Source organism: Ruegeria sp. BHSA163 (assembly GCF_059613365.1).
This window is the reverse complement of record NZ_JBXWSJ010000075.1, coordinates 1-16,287: the sequence shown is the minus strand read 5'-3', so window position 1 is coordinate 16,287 and position 16,287 is coordinate 1. Positions and strand designations below refer to the sequence as shown.

General features: G+C 54.0%; 14 protein-coding genes and 1 tRNA gene. 9 read left to right on the top strand and 6 right to left on the bottom strand.

The features are described 5' to 3' along the window. The 5 genes from AC2FNV_RS21615 to AC2FNV_RS21595 all read left to right on the top strand — a co-directional run. The coding region (locus tag AC2FNV_RS21615; protein WP_496774474.1) for a periplasmic substrate-binding domain-containing protein at positions 1–562 on the top strand (562 nt) is incomplete at its 5' end. A 15-nt stretch (positions 563–577) separates the two neighbouring features. Then, a complete protein-coding gene (locus AC2FNV_RS21610) occupies positions 578–1,534 on the top strand; it encodes an ABC transporter permease (RefSeq protein WP_170607159.1) in 957 nt (318 codons plus the stop codon). Continuing rightward, the gene (locus tag AC2FNV_RS21605) at positions 1,531–2,346 is read left to right on the top strand and encodes an ABC transporter permease (protein WP_170607161.1); all 816 of its coding nucleotides are present in this window, start codon (positions 1,531–1,533) and stop codon (positions 2,344–2,346) included. Before AC2FNV_RS21610 ends, AC2FNV_RS21605 begins: the two co-directional genes overlap by 4 nt. Beyond that, the gene (locus AC2FNV_RS21600) at positions 2,343–3,980 is read left to right on the top strand and encodes an ABC transporter ATP-binding protein (protein ID WP_170607162.1); all 1,638 of its coding nucleotides are present in this window, start codon (positions 2,343–2,345) and stop codon (positions 3,978–3,980) included. The genes AC2FNV_RS21605 and AC2FNV_RS21600 overlap by 4 nt, the downstream gene beginning before the upstream one ends. A gap of 148 nt (positions 3,981–4,128) precedes the next feature. Beyond that, positions 4,129–4,965 (top strand): alkaline phosphatase family protein, encoded by an 837-nt coding sequence (locus tag AC2FNV_RS21595; RefSeq protein ID WP_170607164.1) that lies wholly within the window; start codon positions 4,129–4,131, stop codon positions 4,963–4,965. Positions 4,966–4,968: 3 nt separating this feature from the next. Here AC2FNV_RS21595 and AC2FNV_RS21590 read toward each other — a convergent pair whose 3' ends face one another. The 4 genes from AC2FNV_RS21590 to AC2FNV_RS21575 form a co-directional block, all read right to left on the bottom strand. Further along, on the bottom strand, positions 4,969–5,892 hold the full coding sequence (locus AC2FNV_RS21590; RefSeq protein WP_170607167.1) for an alpha/beta hydrolase fold domain-containing protein: 924 nt from the start codon (positions 5,890–5,892) through the stop codon (positions 4,969–4,971). A gap of 12 nt (positions 5,893–5,904) precedes the next feature. Continuing rightward, a complete protein-coding gene (locus AC2FNV_RS21585) occupies positions 5,905–7,794 on the bottom strand; it encodes an acyl-CoA synthetase (protein WP_170607169.1) in 1,890 nt (629 codons plus the stop codon). A gap of 156 nt (positions 7,795–7,950) precedes the next feature. After that, positions 7,951–9,759 (bottom strand): ABC transporter transmembrane domain-containing protein, encoded by a 1,809-nt coding sequence (locus AC2FNV_RS21580; RefSeq protein ID WP_170607171.1) that lies wholly within the window; start codon positions 9,757–9,759, stop codon positions 7,951–7,953. Positions 9,760–9,919: 160 nt separating this feature from the next. Then, positions 9,920–9,993, bottom strand: a tRNA-Gly gene (locus AC2FNV_RS21575). A 208-nt stretch (positions 9,994–10,201) separates the two neighbouring features. Here AC2FNV_RS21575 and AC2FNV_RS21570 point away from each other — a divergent pair. Beyond that, positions 10,202–11,650 (top strand): DUF8728 domain-containing protein, encoded by a 1,449-nt coding sequence (locus AC2FNV_RS21570; protein ID WP_170607173.1) that lies wholly within the window; start codon positions 10,202–10,204, stop codon positions 11,648–11,650. A gap of 295 nt (positions 11,651–11,945) precedes the next feature. On the opposite strand, the gene AC2FNV_RS21565 is transcribed toward AC2FNV_RS21570, so the two are convergent. Next, the gene (locus AC2FNV_RS21565) at positions 11,946–12,278 is read right to left on the bottom strand and encodes a hypothetical protein (RefSeq protein ID WP_170478599.1); all 333 of its coding nucleotides are present in this window, start codon (positions 12,276–12,278) and stop codon (positions 11,946–11,948) included. 196 nt (positions 12,279–12,474) lie between these two features. Here AC2FNV_RS21565 and AC2FNV_RS21560 point away from each other — a divergent pair, with 196 nt between their 5' ends. Next, a complete protein-coding gene (locus tag AC2FNV_RS21560; RefSeq protein ID WP_170607175.1) occupies positions 12,475–13,716 on the top strand; it encodes a PqqD family protein in 1,242 nt (413 codons plus the stop codon). A gap of 64 nt (positions 13,717–13,780) precedes the next feature. On the opposite strand, the gene AC2FNV_RS21555 is transcribed toward AC2FNV_RS21560, so the two are convergent. Beyond that, on the bottom strand, positions 13,781–14,116 hold the full coding sequence (locus AC2FNV_RS21555; protein ID WP_170607177.1) for a hypothetical protein: 336 nt from the start codon (positions 14,114–14,116) through the stop codon (positions 13,781–13,783). 256 nt (positions 14,117–14,372) lie between these two features. Here AC2FNV_RS21555 and AC2FNV_RS21550 point away from each other — a divergent pair, with 256 nt between their 5' ends. Together AC2FNV_RS21550 and AC2FNV_RS21545 are read left to right on the top strand one after the other, a co-directional pair. Then, the gene (locus AC2FNV_RS21550; protein WP_170478588.1) at positions 14,373–15,038 is read left to right on the top strand and encodes a response regulator; all 666 of its coding nucleotides are present in this window, start codon (positions 14,373–14,375) and stop codon (positions 15,036–15,038) included. Beyond that, positions 15,035–16,287: sensor histidine kinase (locus tag AC2FNV_RS21545; RefSeq protein WP_496774466.1), on the top strand; the 1,253-nt coding region annotated here is incomplete at its 3' end. The genes AC2FNV_RS21550 and AC2FNV_RS21545, both read left to right, overlap by 4 nt.

The window sequence follows — 16,287 nt, the reverse complement described above, 5'->3', positions numbered from 1 at the left end:
GTTTGATGAAACTATCCCGCAGCGTGAATTCAGTGTTGAGAAAGCTGCAGAGCATTACGCGAAATCCGGCCATGACGGATCACCAATTATTCTGCGTGTTGCAGATGGAGCATTCCCAGGTGCCGTAGACGCTGCGGCGTTGTTCCAACAGTCCGCTGCGCAAGCTGGTATTCCGCTGGAAATCAAGCGCGAACCTAATGATGGATACTGGTCCGAAGTCTGGAACGTGCAGCCTTTCTGCGCCTCTTATTGGGGTGGCCGTCCGGTACAGGATCAGATGTATGCAACTGCTTACTTGTCGACCGCCGACTGGAACGACACAAGGTTCAAGGTTCAGGCGTTTGACGATCTCTTATTTGCAGCTCGAGCCGAGCTTGATCCGGAAAAGCGCAAAGGCATCTACAGCCAGATGGGAATGATGGTCCGCGACGAAGGCGGCCTGATCTGCCCAATGTTCAACGATTTTGTAGAGGGTATCAGCAATCAGCTGGACGGCTGGGAGACTGATCCGACACAAGAGATGATGAACGGCAACATGTCCCGCAAGATGTGGTTCGTCTGATACGGACGACAGATAATGCACCCCATCATCAAATTGGTTTTCCAGCGCCTTGCGCTGGGAATCCTCCTGCTCTTCGGTGCATCGGCTCTGATTTTCGGCCTCACCGAAGCCCTGCCAGGGGATGCCGCCCAGGCTGTCCTTGGTCAAGCTGCAACCCCCGAAGCGTTGGCAAATCTGCGCGAGGAAATGGGCCTGGATCGCCCTGCCCTAACCCGCTATTTCGAATGGTTAGGGGGTATCCTGCAAGGCGATCTTGGCCAGTCGCTGACGAATAAGCTCGACATCGCGGAGTCTGTCGGCAGTCGATTAGGCAACACGTTGTTTCTAGCCTTTTGGGCAGCGATCGTATCTGTGCCTCTGGCTATTTTTCTGGGTCTTCTAGCTGTGCGTTACCGCAACCGCTGGCCGGACAAGCTGATTTCGGCAGTGACCCTTACAACTATATCTATTCCTGAGTTTTTGATCGGTTACGTGCTGGTCTACTTTATCGCGGTAAAGCTCGGCATGTTCTCGCCGCTTGCCATGATCAATGAATCAATGACGCTGGGACAAAAACTGAATTCGATTGCTTTGCCAGTCATTGTGCTAACCATGGTGGTTTTGGCTCATATGATGCGGATGACCCGCGCCGCAATCCTGAACGTTATGCAGTCGGCTTACGTTGAAACGGCCGAGTTAAAGGGCCTGAACAATTTCAAGATTATCTATCGTCATGCATTGCCCAACGCCGTCGCACCCATCGTAAACGTGGTGATGCTGAACCTCGCTTATCTCGTTGTAGGCGTCGTAGTTGTCGAGGTCGTTTTCGTTTATCCCGGAATGGGACAGTACCTTGTGGACCACGTGACCAAGCGCGATGTGCCAGTAGTACTGGCCTGCGGGGTCATTTTCGCGGCGATATATATCGGGCTGAACATGATTGCGGACATCGTTGCCATTCTGGCCAACCCAAGGCTGAGGCATCCGAAATGAAGAACATCCCAATTTCTGCAATGATCGGGCTGGCTTTTACAGCCTTGTATTTCATAATCGCTATTTTCGCGCCTTTGCTTGCCCCGTATGGCATGGCCGAAGTTGTTGGCGATGTCTGGGAACCTTCGAGTTCGGAATTCTGGCTTGGGACCGACAATATCGGCCGCGATCTGCTTAGCCGGATGATCTATGGCGGGCGCACTACGATTTTCATCGCGACGGCCGCAACGATCCTCAGCTTCGTGACCGGTTCGATACTTGGATTTCTAGCCGCAGTTCTTGGTGGTTGGGCCGATCAAGTAATGTCGCGTGCCGTAGACCTTGTCATGTCAATACCATCGCTGATCACAGCATTGGTTGTTCTTGCAATGGTACCTGTCACTATTCCGGTTCTTATCGTGGTGATGGGTCTGTTGGACGCAACGCGCGTTTACCGGTTGGCCCGTGCGGTTGCTGTCGATATCGCCGTTATGGACTATGTTGAGGCCGCCAAACTACGTGGTGAAGGCCAAAGTTGGATTATTTTTAGGGAAATCCTGCCTAATGCCTTGTCTCCGTTGGTTGCGGAACTCGGTCTGCGATTCATCTTCATGGTTCTGTTTGTATCGACCCTTTCCTTCCTGGGCCTGGGTGTTCAACCGCCACTGGCAGATTGGGGCGGCATTGTTAAGGAAAACAAGGATGGCATTGTCTACGGTATCGGCGCGGCCCTCTACCCTGCCGTGGCCATCGCCACACTGGCGATATCGGTTAACCTTGTAGCTGACTGGATTCTAAACCGAACCACATCGTTGAAAGGAGGTCGGGGATGAGTGATACCCTTCTCAAGGTCCGCGACCTCAAAATCGGTGCCACGGTCTACCCGCCGGGTGAAAAACCACATGACATCGAAATCGTGCATGGGGTCAGTTTTGACCTCGAACGAGGCAAGGTTTTGGGCCTGATTGGTGAATCAGGCGCAGGTAAATCTACCATCGGTCTGGCCTCGATGGCCTATGGCCGAGGAGGTGTTGAGATCACAGGGGGCGAAGTTTGGGTCAACGGACGCGATATTCTAAAAACCTCTGTTGGTGACATTCGCAATTTACGCGGCGGTGAAGTTACCTATGTTTCGCAATCTGCTGCGGCATCTTTCAATCCTGCGAAAAAGATCATGGATCAGGTGGTAGAAGCTGCGGTCGAGCATAAAAAGTTTTCTCGTAAGGAGGCTGAACGGCGGGCGCGTGAATTATTTGCAAAATTGGGCCTGCCTGATCCTGACAACATAGGTGATCGCTATCCTCACCAGGTTTCGGGCGGACAGTTACAGCGATGCATGACAGCGCTCGCGCTCTGCCCTGAGCCCGACTTAGTAGTATTCGACGAACCCACTACGGCGCTGGACGTTACGACTCAAATCGACGTTCTTATGGCCATCAAAGAAGCCATAGCCGATACAGGTGTCGCAGCGCTCTATATCACGCATGACCTTGCCGTTGTGGCGCAGGTGAGCGATGACATCATGGTTCTTCGCATGGGTGATACGGTTGAGTATGGCGATACCGATCAAATAATTAATAACCCACAAGAAGAATACACCCAGGCTTTGGTCTCAGTTCGTTCCATCGAACACGAGGAGAAAAAGCCTACGCCAGAACCAGTGTTGAGCGTCGACGGGATCACTGCACGCTACAAAGGGCTGAATTTCGACGTGCTACATAACGTCAATGTGGAACTGCACCCCGGACAAACGCTCGCTGTTGTTGGAGAATCCGGATCAGGTAAGTCGACGCTGGCCCGCGTTGTAACGGGACTACTGCCGCCACGCGACGGCGATATAACGTTTGCCGGGCGCAAGCTCAGCTCTGATCTGAAAGGACGCAGCCGTGAGGATCTGCGAGAGTTGCAGATGATCTACCAAATGGCTGACGTCGCGATGAACCCGCGTCAGACGGTGGGAACAATTATCGGGCGTCCGCTGGAATTCTATTTCAACATGCGTGGTGCGGAAAAACGCAAACGGATTATCGAGTTACTGGATGAGATCGAGCTGGGTGAGAAGTTCATGGATCGCTATCCCGCCGAGCTGTCCGGCGGGCAGAAACAGCGTGTCTGTATTGCTCGTTCACTTGCTGCTAAGCCCAAGATGATCATTTGCGATGAGGTTACCTCGGCGCTCGACCCATTGGTGGCAGACGGTATTCTCAAGCTGCTGTTGGATTTGCAGAAGATTGAGGATGTGGCTTATCTGTTCATTACCCACGATCTGGCGACTGTGCGTGCGATCAGCGATAGTATAGCGGTCATGTATCAGGGACGCGTGGTTCGATATGGCTCCAAGAGCCAAGTGTTGAGTCCACCGTTTGATGACTACACCGACTTACTGCTCAGCTCGGTTCCCGAAATGCATTTAGGTTGGCTGGAAGAGGTCGTTGCGCACCGCAAAATGGAAAGCGCGGGAAACTAATCCAACGTTTGGAAGTCTTAAGAAACTTTAAATCCCGGCACTCTGCTCAAGCTTGTGTCGGGATTTTACTATTCAAGGCGTGAACAGGCGATCCAACATATATCAAACAGTTAACGTGCCAAGAAAGCCATCCGCTGGGAACAAGCTAATGAAACGTAAACTGCTGCTGATCATTCTGGATGGCGTCCCGTGGCGCAATTTCCGCCGTCTATTCGGGAACCTTGAAGGATGGGTCGATAGCGGTGAAGCGAGAATTTGGAAACACCGCTCGGTGCTACCGTCGACTTCTGCAAGTTGCTACGCTTCCATTCACACAGGTGTTTCTCCGCAAGAGCACGGTTGCACCGGAAACGCCAATGTCTTTCGCCTGAATCACAAGGACATCTTCAGTCAGGTGAGCGAGGCCGGTGGCGTCACCGGCGCAGTAGCGCACAGCTACTGGTCCCAGTTCTTTAACCGACACCCATTCGATTACGTCCGCGACGTTGAATATGACGAACCGGAAAGCACGACGATAAACCACGGTCGGTTTCATTCGATGACAGGTTATGGCAAGGCCAATCAGATGACGCCATGCGACGTGGACCTGTTCGCTTCTCTAACCAATCTTTGTCTGCGGTTTGAACTGGACTACGGCCTCTTACACACTTGCACGCTTGACAGCATGGGGCATCGGTTCTTTCACGAAAGCGAAGAAATGGATCACGCCTGCTTTGTCATGGACGAGATGCTGGCGCCTTTTATAACTCGCTGGAGGAAGATGGGTTATGAGGTAATTGTGACTGCCGATCACGGTCAGGACGAACGCGGCCACCACGGGGGGCGCAGCCAGCTGCAGCAAGAGACGGCGCTTTATTACTTTGGTGACGCCGTAGGTCCTGAGCCGGACGTCGTGGTCGATCAGTTGCAGTTGGCGCCAACAATTCTGGATCGAATCGGTGCGCCACTGGCTGATACGATGAAGGCGGATACTTTTCTGCGCTAGTACTCAATCATAAGGCCAAAGGCCCTGTCCCAGGGCCTCGATCGCTACCGATATTCGTTCGAAACTGTCGGCTGCACGCTTCACTGATGTTCGGGCGCGCAAATAACCATGAATCAAACCGGATTCATTTATCCAACAGGCCGTCCCGCCTGCCGCTGTGATCCGTTTGCAGTAAGTGGCACCATCATCGCGCAGAGGGTCGCAATCGGCTGTTACAACGACAGTTGGCGGCAGCCCGACAAAATTAGTGTCATGTAGCGGTGCAAAGCTGGGGTCCCCTTCAGGGATATTGCCGCCACATCGAACCCGTTCATAAAACAGAACGTCTTCACGGGTCAGAAGCGGTGCGTGCGCGTGCTCGACGTACGACCCCTTTGACGTGTCACCTCCTAATCCGGGGTAGATCAGGACTTGTCCCAGAATGTTTTCCACTCGATCTCGTGCATAGTGCGCCAGTGCCGCAGCGAGATTGCCGCCGGCGCTGTCGCCAGCCAAGACAATGGGATCGCCAAACTTACGAACCACCCAATTAAGAGCGTCCCAACTGTCCCGGAACTGTGCGGGATGCGCGTGTTCAGGGCAAAGCCTGTAATCGACAGCAACGATCCGATAGCCGGTTTGCGCGCAAAATTCGGCGCAAACATCGTCGTGACTGTCCAACCCACCAACAACAAAACCGCCACCATGAAAATAGACAACTGTTCTTGTTGGAGCACCGGCCGTATAGACCCTGACGGGAACGCTATCGGCCGACATATCCTGTGTTTTCACGCCATTTGGTCTGAGTTGGCGAAAATCGGCGCACATCCGGTCATACAGGCGGCGCTGATCCGAAATAGACAACTCGACCGCATCATCGGGATAGCTTTCGGCAGTGCGGCGTATGAACGCCCATGTCTCTTCGTCGATTAGGCGCTCATAGTTCATTGTCCCTCCAGTTTATTCAGAACACTCCCATGGTCGGGTGAACGACCCCAAAACTTTGGCAACATCGTCCTCGGAGGAGCCGTTCGCGTCAAGCTGTGCGACAAGGCCACGCTTTTTATCATCGATTACCGACACTACGCGGGCAGAAACACCCGCCAATTCCAAAGCCTCATTGTAAATGCGGGTGATGGCCTGTTTGCGCAAATCCGGTTTAAATACCTTACCCACAGCAGTTTTTGGCAATTCGTCCAGAATCGTCATGTGCTTGGGTTGCGCGGCACGTTCGTGCACATGGACCTTGCAGTATTCCATCAGTTCTTCTTCCGTTGCACTGGCACCGTCAACCAATTCGACAAAGGCGCACGGTACTTCGCCCGAATGAGCATCCGGCTGACCAATGGCACCCGCGAATGCCACAGCATCGTGTCCCAACAGCGCCTCCTCGATTTCCGCGGGATCGATATTGTGACCCCCACGAATGATCAGGTCCTTGGCGCGACCGGTTATCCAGAGGTAACCATCCTGGTCAAAACGGCCCAAATCGCCCGTCCGAAGGTATTTTTCGAAGTGATAAAGGTTCGTGTTCTTTTCTGCCTCGGTATAGGTATTGCCTGGAAAAACACCGGGGTTTGAAATGCAAATCTCACCCACCTGATCAGTATCGCACTCTATCGGTCCATCAGCGCCATCCTGTAGGATTTTCACGTCAGTGTACGGAAATGGAATGCCGATCGAGCCGATCTTCTTCTCTCCGTCCACCGGGTTGCACGAGACCAGACAGGTTGCTTCGGTCAGGCCGTAACCTTCGACGATTGTGACCCCCGTCGCCTCTTCGAAGCGGCGGAAAAGTTCGACCGGCAGAGGTGCTGAACCAGAGAAGGCCGTTTTCACACTGGAGATATCCGCGTCTACGGGTCGCTGCATCTTAGCGGAAATTGCTGTTGGAACGGTGATTATGAACGACACCTTCCAGCGCTCGATAAGTTTCCAGAAATTGTCGAATACGCCGTCTCCGCGATAACCCGCTGGTGTGGGGAATATTACATGCGCCCCCGAAGAGACGGCCGCCATGATGATCACATGCACCGCAAAAACGTGGAACATCGGCAACGGGCACATGATTACGTCGTTTTCGTCAAACAACAGCGTGTTGCCAAGCCAGCCATTATAAATCAGTCCAGAATACTTGTGCTGTGCCACCTTTGGCATGCCAGTTGTTCCACCCGTGTGGAAGAAACAGGCAACTCGATCCTCCTTGCTGTCTTCGAAGGTCAGGGTCGTCGGTTGCTTGGCAATTTCCTTGTTAAAGTTCAGGTAATCGGCGTGTGCCAATTTCTCTTTGTCGCCCATTTTGGGGCGAAGTAAGGGCACGAGCCACGATTTCGGCGGCGTTAAATAGCGGTTTAGATCGATTTCCAAAACGGTGTTAACGCTCGGCGCGTGTCTAACCGCTTCTTCGACTTTTTGTGCAACATCCGTTTTGGGGAAGGATCTCAACGTGACAACGACCTTTGCGTTGGTTTCACGCAATATGGCCGCGATCTGTTCAGGCTCCAGCAGCGGATTGATCGGGTTCACTATCCCGGCGACTGCGCCGCCCATCAATGTGGCAAGCGTCTCGTTGCAATTTGGCAAAACATAAGCGACAACATCTTTTTCCCCGACACCCAGCGAACGAAAGAGGTTTGCCGCCTGATTGACTTTGCCCAGAAGTTCGGACCAGGTCAGTGTCTCAGCCTTATCCGTTGGGCCAGACAAAAGCTGGAAGCTCATTGCGTTGTGATTCGGAAAATTAGCCGCCGTGCGCGTCAGCAATTGGTGGAAAGTTACAGGCACGTCCCTGTCTTCCCAAGCCATTTCCTGTTCGATACGCGCTTTGTCTTCCAGTCCTACAAAGGCCATTTGGTTCCTCCCCGATTTTCTCCCCTGACGTGCAAGGGTGTTTGTTTGCCCCAAGATGGAAGCAAAACAGTGCCCACGCAAGCGAGGGCTTAACCGTGGAAGCCATTTAACTGTAGTATGACGCTGCGACGGTTCCCGACGTGCCGGTACGTCACATTACGACGAAACACCGCCATCAGTGAACTGAAGGCGGGCAAGCCTGGCATATAGACCGTCCTGTGCAACCAAATCATCATGCGTACCTTGTGCCGCAATACGTCCAGCTTCAAGCACCACTATCCGATCAGCCTTTTTTACTGTTGCCAACCTGTGGGCCACGATCAAGGTTGTTCGCCCGGCACGCATCTGATCGACGGCACCCTGAACAGCACGCTCGCTTTCTGAATCGAGTGCTGAGGTTGCCTCATCCAACAAAAGAACCGGAGCGTCACGCAGGATAGCACGGGCAATGGCGATGCGCTGCTTTTGTCCACCGGACAGCATCACTCCCCGCTCTCCAACGAAGCTGTCGTAACCGTCCGGCAGAGCGGTAATGAAATCATGCGCGGCCGCAGCTTGTGCAGCTGCCTCAACTTGGGCATCTGTCGCGTCCAACCGTCCGAAGCGAATGTTTTCCCTTGCCGAAGCTGCAAAGATTACAGGGTCCTGCGGCACCAAAGCCATGTGCTTGCGGAACTCGGATCGATCGAGATCGCGCAGATCGACTCCGTCCAAACTGACCCGCCCGGAATCCGGATCGTAAAAGCGCTGAATCAACTGAATCACAGTTGTTTTTCCCGCACCCGACGGTCCAACAAACGCTACTGTCTCTCCAGGACGAACCGAAAGCGTCAAATGGTTCAACGCAACCTGTTCCGGACGAGCCGGATAACGAAAGGTAACGTCTTCAAACCGAATCTCTCCGCGCACAGGCTGCGCTATTGTGGCTGTTTCCGGCAAATCGTTTACTGTATCCTGCGCGTTCAGCAACTCGACCAGACGTTCGGTCGCACCTGCCGCGCGCTGCAGTTCGCTCCAGATTTCCGAAAGGGCTGCGACCGAGCCTGCCATAATCACCGAATAAATTACGAACTGGATCAAAACGCCTTCGGTCATAACGCCATTGCGGACATCATTTGCGCCCATCCACAGAACGCCGACTATCCCAGAGAACACCAGAAAGATAACGATGACAGTCAATACCGCCCGAGTTTGAATGCGGCGTAGCGAAACTGAATAGGACGTCTCGGTCATGTCGCCAAATTGCTCGCGGCTAGCCTTTTCATGGGTGAACGCCTGAACGGTCTGAACGGCGCCCAGCGCCTCTCCGGCGTTTCCTGAAGACGCAGCAATCCAATCTTGATTTTCGCGGCTGATAACGCGCAAACGGCGACCAAGCACAAGAATTGGCACGATCACGATCGGGATCAGCAATAAAACCAGTCCGGTCAATTTGGCCGATGTCAGCAGCATCAGCGCCAGCCCACCCACAAACATAAGTAGGTTGCGCAAAGCAATCGAAACAGATGACCCCAATACCGACTGTATCAGCGTTGTGTCTGTCGTGATCCGACTCAGAACTTCGCCCGTCATGATCCGTTCATAGAACTCGGGACTCATGCCAATAACACGATCAAACACTGCCTTTCGTATATCGGCCACCACACGCTCACCCAAGCGGGTCACAAGTGCATAACGAACGCCCGTACCGACAGCGAGTACCGCAGCAATTCCAAGAGCCGCCAGAAAATACCAATCAAGCAGTTCGCCGTCTTCAATGCGAAAGTTGTCTACAACCCTCCGAACTGCCAAGGGGAGCGTCAGAGTCATGCTGGCGGTAAGCACCAATGCGACCGTTGCACCAGCCATAAGCGCGCGATAGGGCCGCATGAACGGCCAAAGTGACGAAAGAACACCCAATTTTTTAGAGCTTGCCCGATCCTCCTGTGCACCGGGCGCCGAGTTAGCGGTAGGCGATCTTGCCATATCTGGCCCTTGTTTCCTGATTACGTGTCCGTGGCGACCCCCACGTATCGATTCTTCTTGGCGGCAGGGGCACCCGGGGTCAAGGCGACAACGTTGCCCAGAGACCCAAAAAGGGTCATATGGCGCAAGAAAAGCGTTGTTAGAATGCTAAAAGCTGAGCTGGAGCGGGTAGACGGAATCGAACCGACATAGCCTGCTTGGAAGGCAGGGGCTTTACCATTAAGCTATACCCGCTCAACGTTGTGGCTGATTATTTTATGTGCCGCCCATCGTCAAGCGGGAAGTTCGATTTCTCCTCACGCTTCAAAGAGCGGCACCAATGACACGTTTGCCAACATTCTTTGGATTGGCTGGTCAAATCTTACAACTCTGGTGCCTAGGCTCATAGATTACGGTACAAAAGAAGTATTTTTGAAGGGCATGAACACCCGGATTGCAGGCTATGAATAACAATATCGCAAAGAATGCTGCGGCAATTTCGGTACCCGCGGTGTTTTTTCTGTGTGTTGCGGTACTGACCTTGCAGCAGCAACAGAACATCTGGTTTCCGCTTGATGATGCCTACATCACTATCGGCAACGTTGACACCTTTTTAACTGACTGCACCGATCTATTCGGGAACGCTGCTCCAACCGGCGCGACCAGTTTGGTTCATTTTTTGTCAATGGCCCTGCTATCGCTGATTGTAGATACACCTGTTGCAAGTCTGACCCTGGGGTTCACCAGCGCCGCGCTGTATGCCGTAGGCCTTTGGATTTTTCTGTTCTCAGTGTCTTCATCCAGGATCATTGCTGCCTCGGGGACTGTCGCGGGTATATCTCTGGGGTTCGCGTGGTTTCAATTAATGAATGGCCTCGAAACCGGAATGGCCATGGCTGCGATTGTTTGGGCATTCTACTTCCGGCACACGCAAAAATATCTGGCACTTGCAATTCTGGTTGGGGCCATGCCGTTCATAAGGCCAGAGTTCTATGTTTTGTCAGCCTTATTTTTCGTATCTATTGTAGCTGTCCGTCCCATAGATCTTCGGTCGACAACTATTTTTTTTGCCACATCAGCAGTGACCTATGGCGTTCTGGCGTTAATAAGCTTCTTGACGCTCGGTGGCATTCTCCCGGACACGGTAGGCGCAAAAGAAGTTTTTTTCGCCGACAAAGGTGAAGTATTTTTTAACCGATTAATGACTGCATTGAGCGCCGTTTGGAAAAACGATCTGGTCCTGATTTTTGCAGGTTTGGTTTTTGCTCCGCTCTTACGCGGAGGATGGGTCGCTTTGGTCTTTTTCCTGGCGGTCGCTTTATCAGCCGCACTTAAATTGCCGGGTGCGCTGAACCATAACAATTTTAGATACTTGTATCCGTTCCTGCCGGTCGCCATCATTGGATGGGCGGCTTTTCTGGCAAAATGGAAACGTGGCGATCTGGTCTTCGTGATCGCGACCGTGTTTTCCGTGTTGATCTTCGCCACGAGATTCTGGCCGAACTATGCTGAGGGCTGGACAAATGTAGACCAAAAGAGGGAATTGGCGACCAACTGGATCGCCGAAAACTTGCCACCTAACTCCGTTATCGGAATTCACGACGCGGGTTATATTCCGTGGCGCTTATCGAACCCCTCGGTCCCCACCGAATTCAAATTCGTTGATCTTGTTGGACTGAAATCCCCTGATGCAATTTCATATCACGAAACTTACAGCGATCCGACAAACGGGACGGAACGTTGGCGCGCTTTGGATGAAATTGCGCGGGTAAACGGGGTCGAATACTTGGTCATTCTGGACGAACACTATTGGAAGAATTTGGAAACCGAATTCAGATTTGCCGGCTGGAGCCTCGACTTGGTTTTTGCCAACACTGGGTCTTATCAGGTCTATCGGGCTCACGCCCCGTAACTTGGGCGAAAGTTTAATTTCGGTCTTCGCTGCACATGTTGTAATAGGCAAGACAGCAGCGCAGGCAGCAAATACCTGTAACAAAGTCAGATGGGCGATAATCATCGAAGCCTGACAAAACGCTGACAAGTGCATTCACCGTGATGAAAGATGATAGCTGTTAACAAAGAGCTGAGGCGTGCTTTCCGCACGTTGGGAACGATATGTAAAGGAACGAATAGATGTCTGACAAAACAGAAAAGTCGCTCTCCCGGCGCAAGGCATTGACTAAAATTGGTGGGCTTGCGTTGGTGGCCTACTCGGTACCAGCGCTGACTCCGCTTTCTATGGCACATGCATCTTCGGGCTCAAGCGGTGGGTCTGGGGGTGGTTCAGGCGGCGGATCGGGAGGGGCATCCGGTGGCCGCTCAAGCGGTTCGAGCGGTTCCAGTGGCAGTTCAGGGTCGTCGGGTTCCAGCGGCTCCAGCGGCAGTTCAGGATCTTCGGGCTCAAGCGGAGCCAGTAAAGGAAGCGCAGCATCGGAGGCCAGTGCGGCATCAAAGGCCAGCGCTGCATCGGTTGCCAGCGCAGCATCGGTTGCCAGCGCTGCCTCAGTCGCCAGCGGGGCCAGCAGACCAAAAACAATCACCCGTGAGGAATGCGAGGGCGGCGGTGGAACAGTTGTTGACCGCGGCGACGGCGTTTCCGTTTGCAGCTAATAAGCTGATCGAAGTTTTTCTTACATTAACGTCGGTCTGCCCTTGTATGATACACGGGCAGACCTGATTGCATTGATGCATGGGGGAATTTCGCTAGCATGATATCCGGCAGCTTGGGAACGAAACGTGGTGGATACAAAGCATGTGCACTTTGAGGGTTTAGATCATCCGATCGCGCTTGACGGTGCTTCAAAAATTGCGGCGACGATGTCGACAATACTGACGGCCTGGCCACACCATATGGAGCCCGCCAGATCCGACAATGAGCCATTCGTAACGATACGCCCCGCCCCAAGGGAACGCTGGGAGGTGGTCTGCGCGGATGCGCCTGAGTCCCCCCGGATTTGGAATGAGGTAAACGCATTGTGCGATGTCGTAGCGGAGATGGCATGGGAGAGACTGCGCTCTGACCCCCGACTGTTATGCCTGCATACCGCCGCAGTTGATTTCGGTGGGCGTCTCGTTGTGTTTCCCAATGCACGTCGGGCAGGTAAAAGTACACTTGCGATTGCTCTGGCTCGCCTGGGATTGCCGATCTACACCGATGATTTTCTGCCAATCCAGGTGGATGATGTAACCCGAGAGTGCGTTGGCATCGCGAACGGAATTCTTCCGCGCCTGCGCCTGCCCGTGCCGGAAGGGTTTAGTAACGCTTTTGACGAATGGGTTGCCAACAACAAGGGTCCTTCGAACCGCCAGTACAAATACCTTGCTGACCTTCCGATCGCACCCTGGGGCGCACAACTGCCACTTGGAGCGATAGTTGTGCTGGACCGTCGCGACGTGCCGACCCGCCCTGAACTGGCCGCCATTTCACACGAAGAAGCGCTCGCCGGTCTAATCACTCAAAATTTCGCCCGAACGCGCCATTCTGGCGCCATCCTTCGCTCGATCGATTTGATTTCTCGGCATTTGCCAATCTATCGCCTTAGTTACAACTCTGCCGAGGAGGCTGCAGAACATCTCTCGTCACACCCCAAGCTTTCCGCCCTTCCAGTCGCACGGATTGCCGACACAATGCAGAACGCAAGGCAAGCTCCACTCGACCTGTTGGAACGAGGCGCCGCGGATTTCTTGCGGGACAAAAACTATGTGCAGACCCCCGGCGTGACGCAAACAAAAGCCGGTGAGGACCGCTTTCTAGCTGATCAGGACGGGATCGGTATATTTCGCTTGAACCCCATGTCTTCTGCGATCTGGGGCTTATTGGAAGAACCAACTGAACTGGATGAGATTATTGAAATTCTGGCAGCGGCCTTTCCGGATGTTGCGAGGGATCAGATTCTCACCGACTGTGACCGTCTGATGCGTGAACTTGCGAAGGCACAGTTGATTATTCCTTTGGAGGAGGATGTGGTTGCTCAATGAGCAGAGCGAACCACATATCCCGTCGGGCGGCGCTGTTCCGCCTTGGCATTGGCGCCACTACAGCCTACATGGCCCCTGCATTGATTGGGATGAGCGAGGCCAGAGTGTCGGCGAGTTCAGGGACCAGCGGCTCCTCAGGGTCCAGCGGTGGTTCAGGGTCTAGCGGCTCGTCGGGATCCAGTGGTGCATCCGGGTCCAGTGGTGCATCCGGGTCCAGTGGTGCATCGGGGTCTAGCGGTGCATCCGGGACCAGTGGCGCGTCGGGTGGCAGTGGTGCCTCGAGCGCGTCTGGTTCCAGCGCCCCCAGTGGCCCGTCACAGTCGGGCTCAACGCGCGACGACGACACTTCGGGCAGAAAGAGCGGACCACGCGGGCCCGGTACCTGTCGTTCTTCGTCCATGTCGGGTAGCGCCCAGATCTCACGCCAGGACTACAAGCGCGCGCAACGCGCCATTGCACGTGGTGATGCAAGACCTCTGCAGGAAGTTCTTGGTAAAGTTCAAGCCCGACGCCCGGGAAAATTATTGCAGGTCGGGTTTCCTGAAACGCGTGGCAGACCTATTTTTCAAGTGCTGATCGTTGACTCGAAGGGGGCAGTGGTCTCAGTCACTGTCGATGCGGGCTCGGGTCGCATCACAAACATGCAGGCATGTTGAATGCGTATTCTGATCGTAGAGGATGAACATAAGATCGCCGAGTTGATCGCGGACGTTCTGGAGGGCGAAGGGTTGATCCCAGAGATCGCCTGCGATGGCGAAGAAGGCTGGTTCCTGGGCAGCACCGAGAACTACGCTGCCGCGATTCTGGATATCGGCCTGCCCAAGCGCGACGGGTTGTCGGTCCTGCGGAATTGGCGCAATGAGGGGCTGGAGCTACCCGTTATCCTTCTGACGGCGCGGGCAAACTGGAATGAACGTGTCGAAGGTATCGACGCGGGTGCGGACGATTATCTGGGCAAGCCATTTCAAATGGAAGAACTTGTCGCTCGTCTTAGAGCACTATTACGTCGGTCCAGCGGGCAGAAAGTCACCACACTCGAGGCCGGGTCGCTCAGGCTCGACCTGCGCCAGATGCGAGTTACAGTTGATGGAAGACCCTTGAAGGTCACGCCCTTGGAATATCGGCTGCTGAGTTACCTGATGCACCATCGCGGTCAGGTGGTGACCCAAGAGGAATTAATCGAAAACATCTACTATCGTGATCAAGAACCCGACAGCAATGCGATCGAAGTTCTGATAGGTCGCCTGCGCCGTAAGATTGGCGGTGGCGTGATCGAAACGCGCCGAGGGTTCGGGTATATAATCGCCGAGGACGAAATATGAAGATGTCGCTGAGCCTGCGTCTGTTACTGGCGGCAGCGCTGACAACGACTCTGGCGCTGGCGGCAACTGCCATCGTTTTCAACATCCTTTTTCGACTCTATTTCGAACACCGTGCCCGTGGTGAGTTGGAGACATATCTCACACTGCTGAGCGGCAATGTAAGTGTGGACGAAGAGGGCAGCGTCGAGGTCGCACCCATTTCGGATCCCCGGTTCGAGCAACCAGTTTCAGGCTATTATTGGCAGGTCCTTGTCGACGACGGCGAACCTATCCTGTCGCCGTCATTCTGGGCGGCTCCGCTGATGCTGGATCGACCTCAAACACCAGGGGTGATTTCCTTTGACGATGTCACTACGGATTCTGGAGAAACGGTCGCCGTGGCCAGTTGGGTTATCACCTTGGGTGAGTCCGAGATACGCCGTGAGATTTTTCTGGCGGTTGCCATCGACCGGGCAGACCTGGATGTCTCGGTCTCAAGGTTCACGACAAATTCGATCATTTGGCTAGCGGTCTTGGGTCTGTTTCTATTGGCTGCAAGCTGGATTCAGGTCCGTTTGGGGCTGAACCCGTTACAAAAGGTACGATCCGAAGTCAGCCGTATCTCGAGGTACCCGGACCAGCGATTGTCTTCGGACTATCCCACAGAAGTTCTGCCGTTGGTCAAAGAGGTGAACCAGTTGCTGGATGCCAACGCCGAAGCTTTAGAACGCGCCCGATCCCGCGCAGGCAACTTGGCGCATGGCCTCAAAACCCCGTTGACAATCATGCACGGTGTGGAGCGCAAGATGCGGAAGTCGGGGCATAACGGTCTCGCCGACGACCTGATGACCGAGATCACCGCTATTCAGCACATTGTAGAGCGAGAGCTGGCATCAAGTCGTGACAGCCAGCAGGTGCTGCGGCGCGCGGATGCTAGTGCGATCGTCGCGCGCCTGCAGAGGACGTTTGGCCGCCAACCCGGCGCGGAACACCTTCATTGGATTACCGACCTACCCGAAACGCTTCACCTGCCCTTCGACGAGTTCGATCTGACCGAACTCATGGGCAACCTTTTGGACAATGCGGTGAAATGGTCCAAAAGCAGAATTATCGTGAGCGGCGGGCAAGACGGCACAACCGCGATCCTGACCATCGAGGATGATGGCCCGGGCATACCTGATTCAGAACATGAATCGGTGCTGAAACGAGGAAGGCGGCTGGACCCGGACCAACCGGGTTCCGGTCTGGGTTTGAACATTGCGCAACGCAT